Here is a 14,080-nt window from a genome sequence, read left to right on the forward strand (position 1 = left end):
TTCAGAACACGAGCACCATGCCGTCTTCGGCGGCGAGGTGCTCGACCTCGCCCAGGCGCGACAGCATGTCGTCACTCATATGGGTGAGGACGAGCCGCTTGGCGCCGATGTCGGGCAGATGCTGTTCCAAGGTCTTCAGGCTGAGGTGATTCTTGACCACCTTCTCGTACATATAGGCTTCGGCGATGAAAAGGTCCGCGCCATGCGCCAGCGGAATGAGCGTCTCCGTCCATTCGGTATCGGCGGTGTAGGCGAGCGTGCGGCCCTCGGCCGCGACGCGATAGGCGAGGAACGGTCCGCCTGATTCGCCGTGCACGACCGGATAGGGCGTCACATTCACCGCGCCGAAGCGCTGGCTTTGCCCGGGCGCGAGCTCGACCACGTTCAGCTCGAAGCGCGGCTTGGTGTTCGAGGAATGCTCGAACAGCGACTCCATCACCTCGCGCAGCCGCCTCTCGATGCCTTGCGGGCCCGCGATCGTCAGCGGCCGCGTTCGCCGCGAGAATTGCGCGTCGAGCAGAAAGAACGGCAGACCGGCAAAATGGTCGCCATGGAAATGCGTGATCAGGATCAGGTCGATGTCGCCCCGATCAATCTCGAGCCGCTTCAGCGCCGGCAGCGCCGACGCACCGCAGTCGATCAGGAAGTTCGCTTTGCGCCCCGAGACGTGGAAGCAGGTGTTGAGCCTGCCGCCGGAGCCGAAGGCATCACCGCAGCCGACGAACCGCAATTGCATCGGCTGCGCACTCCCTCAGAGCATGATCCGGAAAAGTGTGAAGCGGTTTTCCGACAAGATCATGCTCAAAAATATGACTTACCGGCCGCGCGGCGCGCCGAACACGCGCGACAGCAGCCAGATCGGAATCACGATGACCGCACCAAGCAGGAAGTAGCGCCACAGCCAGTTCACCGCATCGAAGCCGAGGTCCCACAGCCGCTGGAACAACAGGCGGATGCTGTGGATGATGTTCCAGGGGTCGAAGCCGATCGTCGCCAGCACCACGCCGACTAGGATCGAGAGCAGCACCAGGCGGAACGCGACCGCCAGCGGCGAGCCGCCGAGAAAGCGGTGCAGGCCGTCGCTGCGGCCGGCCGGCAAATCTCTGACGTCTTGGACCATCGCAAACTCCTCGCGGGGATTCGACCCCATTATAGGCACGGCGGGGGACATGGGGAACCCGCAAGGGGCCGTCAATCGGGTTACGGGAGTTTAATTCGGGCGGAAGAGGGAGCGCACCGTCCTCGTGGCAACAGTTCACACCTCGATCTCCGCCGCCTCGGCCTTCAACATCTTCTCCAGCGTCTCCAGCCGGTCGGCCTCTCGCGGCGGCTTGTCCCAGCGCAGGCGGCTGATGCGGGGGAAACGCATGGCGACGCCGGATTTGTGCCGGGGCGAGCGCTGCAATCCTTCGAAAGCGACCTCCAGCACCAGCCCCTTGTCCGCTTCGTGCACGACGTGGCGGACGGGGCCGAATTTTTCCGTGGTGTTGCGGCGGACGAAGCGGTCGATCTGCAAGAGCTCCTCGTCGGTGAAGCCGAAATAGGCTTTCCCGACCGGCACCAGCTCCTCGCCATTCTCGGTCTCGGTCCAGACGCCGAAGGTGTAGTCGGAATAATAGGACGAGCGCTTGCCGTGGCCGCGCTGCGCATACATCAGGACGGCGTCGATGATGTGCGGGTCGCGCTTCCACTTCCACCATTGCCCCTTCGGCCGCCCCGGCAGATAAGGCGCATCGCGCCGCTTCAGCATGACGCCTTCGACGGCGTCCGCGTCCTCGCCGGCGCCGGCGCTCGCAGGATCCGCGCGTGCGGCGGTGAGTGCCTCCCAGCTATCGAAGGGTACGGTGGGCGAGAGATCGATGCGGGGATCGTCGAGCTTTGCGATGAATCGCTCCAGCCGCTCGCGCCGCTCGGCAAAAGGCAGCTCGCGCAGATCGTTCTCGTCGTCGCCGAGCAGGTCGTAGGCACGCAGGTGAATCGGAAACTCCTTGATCAGCTTCGGCGACACGACCTTGCGGTTGAGGCGCTGCTGCAACACGTTGAAGCTCTGCACCCGGCCCTCGCGCAGGATCAAGAGCTCGCCATCGATCGCGCCCGGCAGGCGCAGCGACGGCACGAGATCCGGAAAGCTTCCCGTGATGTCCTCGCCAGTGCGCGAATAGAGCCGCGCGGTGATATGGCCGCGCTCGTCGCGCCCGGCCACCGCCTGCACGCGGATGCCGTCCCATTTCCATTCGGCGATGTAGTCGGCGGGATCGAGCGCGGCGAAATCGTTGTCCTCGATCGCATGCGCCAGCATCACCGGCCGGAACGGCGCGGGATCGCGATTGACGGGCTTGTCGCCGCGGCCTTCCAGCCAGGCGAACAGGTCGAGATAGGGCGGGACGAGCCCCGGCCAGATCAGCTCGATCTCGTGTGGGTCCTTGTCGCCGAGCGCTGCGGCCGCAGTCTTGGCAAGGCGCGCGGAGATGCCGATCCGCAAGCTCCCGGTGACGAGCTTCAGCAGCGCCCAGCGCCCGGTCTCATCTAACTCGTCGAGCCAGCGCTCGAGCTGCTTGGGCAGCTCGGTCTTGCCCAGCGTGCGCAGCGTGGTAACGACCTCGGTGAGGCTCGGTGGCGGCGGGTTGTTGTGGGCGGCGAGCGCGGCCTTCGGCCACATCAGCGCCACCGTCTCGGAGAGATCGCCGACATAGTCGTAGCTCAGCCCGAACAGCACCTCGTCCGTGCGTGCTGCGATGAGGTCGCGGATCAGCGCGGGCTTGGCGTGCTTGAAGCTGAGTGCGCCGGTCAGCGCAGCCAGCGCATAGCCGCGGTCGGGATCGCCGACCTCGCGGAAATAACCGGTGATCAGCCGCAGCTTGTTGTTGCGGCCGGGCTCATAGGCGAGACGGTCGAGCAGCTCGGCGAAGCGGTTCATGCTTCGGCCTCGCCTTGAATCGGCGTCTCGCTCTCCTCCTCGTCGCCATAGCCGACGAGGTCGAGCGGCCGTGCCTTCAGGCCTTTGCTCCGGCACCAATGCACCAGCGCATCTTCCTGGCCGTGGGTGACCCAGATCTCGCCGGCGCCGGTCGCCGCGATGGTCGCGGTGAGGCCGTCCCAATCGGCGTGGTCGGAGATCACCAGCGGCAGCTCGACGCCGCGCTGCCGCGCCCGGGCGCGCACGCGCATCCAGCCCGAGGCGAAGGCGGTCACGGGATCGGGAAAGCGCCGCGTCCAGAGATCGGAGGTGGCCGAGGGCGGCGCCAGCGTGATGGTGCCGGCGAGCGCCGCCTTCTTCATGCCCTTCACTGGTTTGAGCTCGCCGAGGTCGATCCCGCGGCTCTGATAGTAATGCGTAATCGTCTCCATCGCGCCATGCAGGTAGATCGGCGCGTCATAGCCGGCCAGACGCAGCAGCTTGATCACGCGCTGCGCCTTGCCGAGCGAGTAGGCGCCGACGAGATGCGCGCGCTCCGGAAACAGCGCGACCGAAGCCAGCAGCTTCTTGACCTCGTCGCTCGCATCGCCATGCCTGAAGACCGGCAGGCCGAACGTCGCCTCGGTGATGAAGACATCGCAAGGCACCAGCTCGAATGGCGCGCAGGTCGGGTCCGGCGCGTCCTTGTAGTCACCGGAGGCGACGATGCAGGTGTCCTTGCACGAGACGGCGACCTGCGCCGATCCCAGCACGTGGCCGGCCGGGTGAAACTTGACCTTGACGTCGCCGAGCCGGATTTCCTCGCCATAGCGGATGGCCTGGGTCGAGCCGGCGAAGTTCTCGCCATAGCGCAGCCGCATCATGTCCAGCGTTTCCTGCGTCGCCAGCACCGCGCCATGGCCCGCACGGGCATGGTCGGAATGGCCGTGGGTGATCACGGCCCGCTCCACGGGGCGGACGGGGTCGATATGGAAGCCGCCGGGCTTGCAGCACAGGCCGGCAGCATTTGGCAGCAGGATGTCTTGCGGGCGCATGCCTGTTATATAAGTCGAGCCATCACATCTTCGAGTCACTTACCCATTTCGTTTCCTGGTTCCTCAATGCCGCTCCGCCTGTTCCTGACCTCCGGCGATCTCATGGCCGACCGCCGTTTCGAGTTCGCGCGCGATCTCCAGCTCAAGGGCGACCTTCCCGCCGCGGCCGACCTCCTGGAGCAGGCGATCGAGCTTGCACCTGATTTCACCTCGGCCTGGTTCACGCTCGGCGAGATCCGTCAGCAGCTCGGCGAGCGCGACAAGGCCATCGCGGCCTTTCGTGAAGCGCGGCGATGCGACGCCGGGGATCAGCACGGCGCCGGCCTGCACCTGATGCGGCTCGGCGATACCGAGATGGCGGAGATGCCCAAGGCCTACGTGCAGGCCTTGTTCGATCAATACGCGCCGCGGTTCGAGCACGCGCTGATCAACGATCTCGGCTATCGTGCCCCGACGCTGATCTTCAAGGCGGTGCTGGCGGCGCGCGTCGCCGCCAAGAAGCCCGCCTACTTCAAGCGCGCCATCGATCTCGGCTGCGGCACCGGGCTCGCGGCCGCTGCCTTCGCCAAGCAGGTCGACCATTTCACCGGCATCGATTTGTCATCCGGCATGATCAAGGAGGCGCGGGCGACGAACCTCTATTCCGAACTCGAAGTCGCCGACATGATCGAGGGCCTGCGCGGCAAGGCCGACGCGAGCGCGAACCTCGTCGTGGCCGCGGATGCGTTCGTCTATCTCTCCGATCTCGCGCCGGTGCTGAGCGAAGTAAGGCGCGTGCTCGTCTCAGGCGGCGTGCTCGCCTTCACGGTGGAGACGCATGCGGGCGACGGCATCGTGCTCGGCGATGGCCTGCGTTATGCCCATTCCGCGGAATATGTGCGCGGCGCCATCGCGAAGGCGGGGATGAAGCTGCTGACGCTGGAGCCGGCCTCGCCGCGCAACGAGAACAATGAGCCGGTGCGTGGCCTCGTCGTCGTCGCCGAGAAAACTTGAGTCTAGGCGCTAACGTCTCATGATTTGAGCGTCATTGCGTCGCAAAGCTGCGACTTCCCACTTGCGAGCCGAGCTGCGATGTCAGCACAATGCGCGCATCAGGGAGAAAACAACAATGACCAAGAATCCATCGCGGCGCGATTTCAGCGCCGGCGCGCTCGCCACCATCGCCGCATCGACATTGCCCGCGCCCTACGTCTGGGCCGCGGAGAAGAAATACGATGCGGGCGCCAGCGACACCGAGATCAAGATCGGTCAGACCGTGCCGCATTCCGGCCCCGGCTCGCTCTACGGCGTGCTCGGCCGCGTCGGCGAAGCCTATTTCCAGATGCTGAACGAGAAGGGCGGCATCAACGGGCGCAAGGTCAAGTTCCTCACCATGGACGACGCCTACAGCGCGCCGAAATGCGTCGAGGCCACGCGGCGCCTGGTCGAGCAGGAAGAAGTGCTCGCGCTGTACGGCTCGCTCGGCACCGCGCCGCAGACCGCCGTGCACAAATACCTGAACTCCAAGGGCGTGCCGCAGCTCCTGCTCAACACCGGCGCGTCGAAGTGGAATAATCCGAAAGAGTTCAAGTGGACGATGGCGGGCCTGCCGCTCTATCCGACCGAGGCGCGCATCCTCGCGCGGCACGTCGTCAGCGTGAAGCCGAACGCGAAGATCGGCATCCTCTACCAGAACGACGATTTCGGCCGCGACTTCCTCGGTCCGTTCAAGAAAGTACTGGCGGACGCCGGCGGCACCGCGCAAGTGATCATGGAGCAGACCTACGATCTCACCGAGCCGACCGTCGATTCCCAGCTCATCAATCTCTCGAAGTCCGGAGCCGACGTCTTCTACAACATCTCGACCGGCAAGGCCTCGTCGCAGTCGATCCGGAAAGTGGCCGAGCTCGGCTGGAAGCCGCTGCACCTCCTGTCCGCCGGCTCCACCGGCCGCTCGATCCTCAATGCCGCGGGCCTCGAGAACGCCACCGGCATCGTCGCGATCCGCTACAACAAGGAGGTCGGCCTGCCCAAATGGGAGAAGGACCCGGACGTGATTGCGTTCGAGGAGCTGCGCAAGAAGTACACGCCGGCGATCGACCCCGACAACACCATCGCCTTCGCCGGCTACGGGCAGGCCGCCACGATGGCCGAGATCCTGCGCCGCTGCGGCAACGAGCTCACCCGCGCCAACGTGCTGAAGCAGGCATCGAACCTCCAAGGTTTTCACTCGCCCTATTTCCTCGACGGCGTCACCTACAGCTACACGCCCGAGGACTACACACCGATGAAGACGCTGTTCATCTCCACCTTCACCGGGAAAGACTGGGACATCTCCGACAAGCCGATGTCGGAGTAGCGAGGCGGGCCCCGTCGCCTTTTCCTTCTCCCCTTGTGGGAGAAGGTGGCGCGAAGCGCCGGATGAGGGGTATCTATCCACACGCGAGCTCGCGGAGAGAGACCCTCACCCGTCTCGCCGCTTCGCGGCGAGCCACCCTCTCCCACAAGGGGAGAGGGTAAGTCCGCACATCCACTGCAATTAACCCAAGCGATACACAGCCTTGGCATTCACACCGAACGCCTTGTCCCGCACGCGCGGGCCGAGCCGCGCCAGGCAGGCCTCCAGCGCGGTCTTGATCTCGCCGTAGCTTCCCGCGAGCAGGCATACGGGCCAATCCGATCCGAAGATCAGCCGGTCCTCGCCGAAACATTTTGCGGTGTGCGCGACGAACGGAAACAGCCGTTCCGCATTCCAGTCGTCCCAGACCGCCTCGGTCGCCAATCCCGAGATCTTGCACCAGACATTGCCGCAGGCAGCCAGCGCTGCGATGCGCTCGGTCCATTCCGCGCTCCCGCCGGCGGCAATCGGCGGCTTGGCGGCGTGATCCAGCACGAAACGCGCGTGCGGAAAGGCCTGCGCGGTTGCGACCGCCGCGGGCAGCTCGCGGCTGCGGACAAGGAAATCGTAAGCGAGATCGTGGGCGAACACGGCCGTGAGTCCGCGCTGGACGTCCTCGCGCAGCAGCCAATCCGCATCGAGCTCGTCGTGGACCTGGTGGCGGATGCCGACCAGCTTGTCGCCACCAGGCAGAGCGCGCAGCCGGTCGAGCGTCTCGCCGAGCGCCGCATCGGTGAGATCGGCCCAGCCGACCACGCCGACCACCGAGGGCGTCGCATCCGCGATACGCAGGAACTCCTCGGTCTCCTCCAGCGCTGAGCGGCATTGCACCAGGATGCTGGCCTCGATGCCGTTCGCCTGTAGCAGCGGCGCGAGATCGGCCGGGCCGAAGGCACGGCGGATCGGCGCCAGCTCGTCCGCTTCCATCCAGGGATAATCGGCGCGCGCCGGGTCCCAGAAATGCTGGTGGGCATCGACGATCATGCCTTAATCTCCGCCGGGAAGCGGCGCGCGCGCATCGACCAGCTTTCGCGTCCGCAGCTCCTGCCAGAATGCCGGCGGCACCGCCTTCTCGGACATCGCGATGTTGTCGGCGACCTCGGCGGCATTGCGCGCGCCCATCACGGCGACCGTCACCGCCGGATGGGCCATGCAGAATTGCAGCGCGGCGGCTTTCAGCTCGGTGCCGTGCCTGCGGCAGAGTTCGTCGAGCTCCAGCGCGCGTGCCACGAGCGCAGCATCAGCATCCTGATAGTTGAATTTCGCGCTCGCCCGCGGATTGGCCAGGATGCCGCTGTTGTAGATGCCACCGAGCAAGATGCCGATATTGCTGGCCTGGCACAGCGGAAATAGCGCATCCAGTGCGCCCTGGTCGAGCAGCGTGTAACGGCCGGCGAGCAGGAAGCAGTCGACCGGCACGGCCTCGGCGAAGCGAGCCAGCATCCCCGACTGGTTCATTCCGGCGCCGATCGCCTTGACCGTGCCGTCCTCGCGCAGGCGCTGGAGCGCGCGGAAGGCGCCGGTGACGGCATCGTCATAGTGATCGTCGGGATCATGCACGAGCAGGACGTCGACGCGGTCGAGGCCGAGGCGCTGCAGGCTCTCCTCCACCGACCGCATCACGCCGTCATAGCTGAAATCGAACACCGGCCGCTCGCGCGGCGTGCCCTTGTAGTGCTCGTCCTCCGGCGCAGCATTGTCCGGTGCGCGCAGCAGGCGGCCGACCTTGGTCGAGATGGCGTAGGAGTCGCGCCTCTGTTGCCGCAGGAAGGCGCCCAGCCGCCGCTCCGCGAGGCCGAAGCCGTAAAGCGGGGCGGTGTCGAAGAATCGGACACCGAGCGACCAGGCGCGTTCAATCGTCGCTTGCGCATCGGCATCGCTGACTGGCGAGAACAATCCGCCGAGCGGGGCTGAACCGAGGCCGATCGAGGTGACATCGAGAGCGCCGAGCCGCGACCTTTTCATTCCCATCGCCTTCCAGCAGTCGTCGTCCATTCCAAATCATCTCTCCCGCTTGCGGAAACCGCAAGCGGGAGAGGCATGCAGAAGCGCGGGGCTGGGCAGCGCTCCTACTTCAACATCTTCGCGACGTTGTCCTTGGTGACGAGATCGAGGCCGGTGTAGACGATCTCCGGCACCTTCTCGCCCTTCTTGATGGCGAGCAGCGTGTCCATCGCCTTCTCGCCCATCTCGAACGGACGCTGGCCGACCAGCGCATTGGCATAGCCGTCACGCAGCAGCTCGAGCTGCATCTTCAGCGTATCGGCGACGACCAGCGTGAACTTGCCGGAATCGATGTCCTTCTTGTTCCTGCTGGCGAAGGCCTTGAAACCTTCGGGCGCGAACATCGGCCAGCCGCCGATCGGAACGATGGCGGCGAGATCCGGCGTTGCGGTGCGCATGTCCGTCATCTGCTGGACCGCGAGCGCGGGATCGTCGTTGCAGAAGCTCGGCGAACCCGCGACCTCGGTCCATTTCGAGCCCTTCAGCGCCTCGCGCACGCCGTCGACACGCTCGGCCAGGTTCTTTGCGCCGGGACCGCCGGAGACCATCGCGTATTTGCCGCCGTCAGGCCGCAATTTCAGCAATTCCTTGCCCAGGGCCAGGCCGAACTCCTTGTTGTTGGTGCCGATATAGGCGATGCGCTTGGAGCCCGGCGCGTCGGCATCGAAGGTGATGACGGGAATGCCGGCGGCGGTCGCCGCCTCGATCGACTTGGTCATGGCCGCGACGTCCGCGACCGAGATGGCGAGACCGTCGACCTTCTGCGTGATGAAGTCCTGGATGATCTGGGCCTGGTTCGCCGGCTCATGCTCGACCGGTCCCTTGTAGATGCACTCGATGTTGCCGAGCTCCTTGGCGCGCTTCAGGCAGCCGTCGCGCGAAAAATCGAAGAACGGATTGTTCATCGCCTTCGGCACGATGACGAAGCGGTAGTTCGCAGCAAATGCCGGCGTGGCCATCATCGCAACCGCGATGCCGGCAAGAAGCAGTTTCCTCATTGTCTCCTCCACTCTTGTTGGTGCCTATCCCCTCGAAAGCCCCCGGGAAGCGGATAGGCGACGTTTTCCTTGCCTTCCCGAGATGTCGTCATGTCAGGTCATCCGCGAGCGGACGCGGTCGACCAGCACAGCCAGAATGATGATCACGCCGACCAGCGTCTGCTGCCAGTACGAGGAGACCTGGGCCAGCACGAGGCCGTTGCGGATCACCTCCAGCAGCACGCAGCCGACGATGGCCCCGAGCGGACCGCCGATGCCGCCGGCGAGATTGGCACCGCCGATCACGGCCGCCGCGATCACGTTGAGCTCGTAGGACATCGCCATGTTGGCCGGCGCCGATCCGAGCCAGCCGGAGATGATGATGCCCTGCAGGCCCGCGGCGAGCGCGCAGATCACGTAGACCTCGATCTTCACCCGCACCACCGGAATGCCGGTGAGCTCGGCCGCCTTCTCGTTGCCGCCGAGCGCGAAGACGTGGCGGCCGAACGAGGTGTGATGCAGCACCACGGCCATGGTCAGCGCCAGGATCACGAGGTAGATGAACGGCGCCGGCACGCCGAGCACGTCACCGGACGTGAGCGCGTAGAAATAATCGGCGTCCGGCCCTCCCGGGAAGCTGCCGCGTCCGTTGGAGACGACATAGCCGAGCCCGCGCACGATCGAGAGCATGCCGAGCGTGGTGACGAAGGGCGACAGGCCGAGCACGGCGATGCAGAAGCCGTTGACGAGGCCGGCAATCAGCGCGACGCCGAGGCCGGCGAGGATCGAGATGAGCAGGATCAGCCCCGGAACATTGGCGAGCACGGTCTTGCCGTCGGCCGCCATGTGCACCAGCGGCGATCCGGGCGCCGACAGCTCGGTCATCACCATCGATGTGATCATGGCGGAAAAGCACATCATCGATCCCACCGACAGGTCGATGCCGCCGGTGATGATCACGAAGGTGACGCCGAGCGTCGCGATGGCGATGAAGGAAAAGTTCTTCGCCACGTTCTGCATGTTGCCCTGGGTGAAGAAGTAGGGGCTGGCGAAATGCATGATCACCAGCAGCACCGCCAGCGCGAGCAGGACGTAGCCGGTCTGCGAGGCGAAGATGCCGCGCTGCCACCACCTGATCTTGCCGACATTGGTGAAGCTGATCGGGGATTCCAAGGGCATGGCCATCACGCCGCCTCCTTCGCACCGGTGATGAGGGCGGTGACCTCCTCGGGGGAGGTCTGGTGAATCGACTTGTCGGCGCGCTTCTCGCCGCGCCGCATGACGACGACGCGGTCGCATACGGCGAACACGTCGGGCATGCGGTGCGAGATCAGCATCACGGCGACGCCCTGCTCCTTGAGCCGGTGGATCAGGCCGAGCACCTGCTCGACCTGACGCACCGAGATCGCGGCGGTCGGCTCGTCCATCATCACCAGCCGCGCATTGGACAGCCGGGTGCGCGCGATCGCGACGGCCTGGCGCTGGCCGCCCGACATCTGTCTGACGAGATCGTCCGGGCGCGTCTCCGAACGCAGCTCGCCGAACAGCTCCAGCGCGCGCGATGCCATCGCCTTGTGGTCGAGCAAGGCAATGGGTCCGAACCTGCGCTTCAACTCGCGGCCGAGGAAGACGTTGGCGGCCGCCGTCAGATTGTCGGCGAGCGCGAGGTCCTGGTAGACGACCTCGATGCCGACGGCGCGGGCATCGACCGGCCGGTTGAAATGCACCGCGCTGCCGGCAAAGCGCATCTCGCCATGCGAGGGGCGGAAATTGCCGGCGATGATCTTCACCAGCGTCGACTTGCCGGCGCCGTTGTCGCCCATCAGGCCGACCACCTCGCCGGGCCAGACCTGCATGTCGACGTCGTGCAGCGCGCGGATCGCGCCGAACTCCTTGCCGATGCCGGTGAGCTCGAGCACCGGGGTCGCGTCAGTCTTCGTCATCAGCGGCGTTTCCTCAGACATAGCGGTTGACCAGGGATTCCAGATATTCCTGCCGGCCCGAGCGCGGCTGCGGATCGAACCCGGGAGACATCGCACGGTCGGCGAGATCGGCGAGCGAGCGCTGGCCGCCGAGAATGGCGCGGCCCTCCGGGCTCGCCCAGCCCTCGTAACGTTTTGCGAGCGGCGCACTCAGCGTGCCGGCGTCGAGCATGTCGGCGGCGGCGAGGAAGGCCCGCGCACAGGCATCCATCGAGCCGACATGGGCATGGATGAGATCATCGGGATCGATCGACTGGCGGCGGATCTTGGCATCGAAATTGAGTCCACCCGTGGTGAAGCCGCCACGGTTCAGGATCTCGTGGAACACCAGCGCCAGCTCCGGCACGTTCATCGCGAACTGGTCGGTGTCCCAGCCGAGCAGATCGTCGCCGCGGTTGATGTCGAGCGAGCCGAACACGCCGAGCGCCTCGGCCAGCGCCACCTCATGATGGAAGGAATGGCCGGCGAGGATGGCGTGGTTCTGCTCGATGTTGAGCTTGACGTCCTTGAGCAGGTCGTAGCGTTCGAGGAAACCGTAGCAGGTGGCGACGTCGAAATCATATTGGTGCTTGGTCGGCTCCTTCGGCTTCGGCTCGATCAGCAGCGGGCCCTTGAAGCCTATTTTGTGCTTGTGCTCGACGACGAGCGAGACGAAGCGGCCGAGCTGGTCGAGCTCGCGCTTGAGATCGGTGTTGAGCAGCGTCTCGTAGCCCTCGCGTCCGCCCCACAGCACGTAGTTCTGCCCACCGAGCCGGTGCGTCACCTCCAGTGCGGCACGGACCTGGCCGGCGGCATAGGTGAAGATGTCGGGATCCGGATTGGTCGCGGCGCCCGCCATGTAGCGGCGGTGCGTGAACAGGTTCGCAGTGCCCCAGAGCAGGCGGACCTTGCTCGATGCCATCTTCTGCTCGAACAGATCGGCGATGGCGTTGAGGTTAGCGACGGACTCGGCGAGCGAAGCGCCCTCCGGCGCCGCATCGACGTCGTGGAAGCTGAAGAAGGGGACGTCCAGCAGGCGGAACAGCTCGAAGGCGGCATCGGCCTTGGCGCGCGCCATCGTCATCGCGTCGGTGCCGTGGTGCCAAGGCCGCAGGAAGGTCTCGCCGCCGAAGGGATCGCCACCTGGCCAGCAGAACGAATGCCAATAGCAGACCGCAAAGCGCAAGTGATCCTCGAGCCGGCGGCCATGCACCAGGCGGTCCTTGTCGTACCAGCGGAAGGCGGGCGCGCCTTCGGCCTCCTTGCCGCCGAAGGCGACGGGTGCACTTGCATCGAAGAATTTGGCTGGCGCGTTCACTTAAGGCTCCTTCAATGCGGGATAAAGCGCGCGCCATCGCCGATAGGCCTCGCCATAGGCCGCAGCGACGGACGGGCGGGGTGTGAAGCTTGCGAGCCTGCGCGGGCGCGTGCAGACGTCCGCGGGGTTCTCGCCGGTCGCGGCGAGCCGGCCGAGCCGCGCAGCGCCGAGCGCGGCGCCGACCTCGCCTTCCTCGACGCGGTGGACGGGCATGCCGAGCACGTCGGCGCAGATCTGCGCCCATAGCGGCGAGCGCGAGCCGCCGCCGACGAGATCGACCTCGCCGATCGGCCCGCTGGCTGTGCTCAGCGCCGCCAGATTGTCGCGCGCGGCAAAGGCGACGCCTTCGAGCACGGCCTGCACGATTTCTGAGCGCCCGGTCGCGCCGCGCAGACCGACGAAGGCACCGCTGGCGGCGGCATCGTTGTGCGGCGTGCGCTCGCCGTCGAGATAAGGCAGGAACTGGACCGTGCCAGGTGCATCGACGCGCTCGCCGAGCGGCGCCAGGAGCGCTGCGGCGGGTGTCTCCATCACCCCGGCGAGCCAGGCGAGCGAGGCTGCGGCCGACAGCATCACGCCCATCTGGTGCCAGAGGCCGGGCAGCGCGTGGCAGAAGGCATGCACGGCCGAAGCCGGCGCCGGAGCGAAGCGATCGGTGACGCGGAACAGGACACCCGACGTTCCCAGCGACAGGAAGGCATCGCCCGGCGCGATGGCGCCGAGCCCGATCGCGCTGGCCGCATTGTCGCCGGCGCCGCCCGCGACCACGACATTTTTCGCCATGCCCCAGCGCTGCGCGTATTCAGGCGCGAGCACCGCGCTCACCGCACTGCCCTCGACGAGGCGCGGCATGTGGTGCAGATCGAGCCCGGTGGCATGTAGCAGCAGCGCGGACCAGCGCCGCAGGCCGACGTCGAGCCACAGCGTGCCTGACGCGTCCGACATGTCCTCGACCATCTCGCCGGTGAGGCGATAGCGGACATAGGCTTTCGGCAGCAGCACCTTTGCCACGCGGTCGAAGATCTTCGGCTCGTGCCGTGCCACCCAGAGTAGCTTCGGCGCGGTGAAGCCCGGCATCGCGAGATTGCCGGCAATCGCGTGCAGCGAGGGACAGCGCCGCTCCAGCGCGGCGCATTCGGCCTGCGAGCGGCCGTCGTTCCAGAGAATGGCCGGACGCAGCGGCCGGCCGTCCTCGCCAAGCAGCGTCGCACCGTGCATCTGACCCGACAGCCCGATGCCGCGCACCTGCGCAACCTCGCGCGGATGGCGCGCGGCGAGATCGTCGACGGCGCCGACGGCCGCATCGACCCAGGCGTCGGGATCCTGCTCGGACCACAGCGGCGCCGGGTGCGACAGCGCAAGCTCGCGCGCCGCCGTCGCGACAACCGCGCCGGCTTCGCTCACGAGCACCGCTTTCACACCGGACGTGCCGATGTCGATCCCGAGATACAAATCGTCCTCCCTTTCGCCTGCCGCGGGAGAGCGATCTTGC

The 14,080-nt window shown here is 66.3% G+C and carries 13 protein-coding genes; 2 read left to right on the forward strand and 11 right to left on the reverse strand.

Annotated features, from left to right (window positions below):
* Position 1 precedes the first annotated feature (1 nt).
* The 4 genes from N2605_RS32370 to N2605_RS32385 all read right to left on the reverse strand — a co-directional run bounded on the left by N2605_RS32370 (position 2) and on the right by N2605_RS32385 (position 3,951).
* On the reverse strand, positions 2 to 736 hold the full coding sequence (locus tag N2605_RS32370; protein ID WP_260344962.1) for an MBL fold metallo-hydrolase: 735 nt from the start codon (positions 734 to 736) through the stop codon (positions 2 to 4).
* 78 nt (positions 737 to 814) lie between these two features.
* Entirely contained in the window at positions 815 to 1,120 is a 306-nt protein-coding gene (locus N2605_RS32375) for a DUF6460 domain-containing protein (RefSeq protein WP_035996474.1), read from the reverse strand.
* Between the two features lie 135 nt (positions 1,121 to 1,255).
* The gene (locus N2605_RS32380; RefSeq protein WP_225157557.1) at positions 1,256 to 2,917 is read right to left on the reverse strand and encodes an ATP-dependent DNA ligase; all 1,662 of its coding nucleotides are present in this window, start codon (positions 2,915 to 2,917) and stop codon (positions 1,256 to 1,258) included.
* Positions 2,914 to 3,951: a ligase-associated DNA damage response exonuclease gene (locus N2605_RS32385; protein ID WP_260344967.1), complete on the reverse strand. Its 1,038-nt coding sequence runs from the start codon at positions 3,949 to 3,951 to the stop codon at positions 2,914 to 2,916. The genes N2605_RS32380 and N2605_RS32385 overlap by 4 nt, the downstream gene beginning before the upstream one ends.
* A gap of 66 nt (positions 3,952 to 4,017) precedes the next feature.
* Here N2605_RS32385 and N2605_RS32390 point away from each other — a divergent pair, with 66 nt between their 5' ends.
* Positions 4,018 to 4,944: a class I SAM-dependent DNA methyltransferase gene (locus N2605_RS32390; protein WP_260344969.1), complete on the forward strand. Its 927-nt coding sequence runs from the start codon at positions 4,018 to 4,020 to the stop codon at positions 4,942 to 4,944.
* A 115-nt stretch (positions 4,945 to 5,059) separates the two neighbouring features.
* A complete protein-coding gene (locus N2605_RS32395; RefSeq protein ID WP_128265970.1) occupies positions 5,060 to 6,289 on the forward strand; it encodes an ABC transporter substrate-binding protein in 1,230 nt (409 codons plus the stop codon).
* Positions 6,290 to 6,469: 180 nt separating this feature from the next.
* Here N2605_RS32395 and N2605_RS32400 read toward each other — a convergent pair whose 3' ends face one another.
* The 7 genes from N2605_RS32400 to xylB form a co-directional block, all read right to left on the reverse strand.
* Positions 6,470 to 7,312, reverse strand: coding sequence for an amidohydrolase family protein (locus N2605_RS32400; RefSeq protein WP_260344972.1), 843 nt, complete (start codon positions 7,310 to 7,312; stop codon positions 6,470 to 6,472).
* Between the two features lie 3 nt (positions 7,313 to 7,315).
* Complete coding sequence (locus N2605_RS32405; RefSeq protein ID WP_036020513.1) at positions 7,316 to 8,293, reverse strand: aldo/keto reductase; 978 nt, start codon at positions 8,291 to 8,293, stop codon at positions 7,316 to 7,318.
* A gap of 104 nt (positions 8,294 to 8,397) precedes the next feature.
* A complete protein-coding gene (locus tag N2605_RS32410) occupies positions 8,398 to 9,330 on the reverse strand; it encodes a sugar-binding protein (protein WP_057028437.1) in 933 nt (310 codons plus the stop codon).
* A 93-nt stretch (positions 9,331 to 9,423) separates the two neighbouring features.
* Positions 9,424 to 10,494, reverse strand: coding sequence for an ABC transporter permease (locus N2605_RS32415; RefSeq protein WP_036020476.1), 1,071 nt, complete (start codon positions 10,492 to 10,494; stop codon positions 9,424 to 9,426).
* A complete protein-coding gene (locus N2605_RS32420; protein WP_036020484.1) occupies positions 10,494 to 11,252 on the reverse strand; it encodes an ATP-binding cassette domain-containing protein in 759 nt (252 codons plus the stop codon). The genes N2605_RS32415 and N2605_RS32420 overlap by 1 nt, the downstream gene beginning before the upstream one ends.
* A gap of 13 nt (positions 11,253 to 11,265) precedes the next feature.
* Positions 11,266 to 12,588 carry a xylose isomerase gene (gene xylA / locus N2605_RS32425; protein WP_260344975.1) on the reverse strand — a complete coding sequence of 441 codons (1,323 nt, stop codon included), beginning with the start codon at positions 12,586 to 12,588 and terminating at the stop codon, positions 11,266 to 11,268.
* On the reverse strand, positions 12,589 to 14,040 hold the full coding sequence (gene xylB / locus N2605_RS32430; protein ID WP_260344976.1) for a xylulokinase: 1,452 nt from the start codon (positions 14,038 to 14,040) through the stop codon (positions 12,589 to 12,591).
* Between the last annotated feature and the right edge of the window lie 40 nt (positions 14,041 to 14,080).

This window comes from Bradyrhizobium yuanmingense, assembly GCF_025200905.1.
GTDB lineage: Bacteria > Pseudomonadota > Alphaproteobacteria > Rhizobiales > Xanthobacteraceae > Bradyrhizobium > Bradyrhizobium yuanmingense.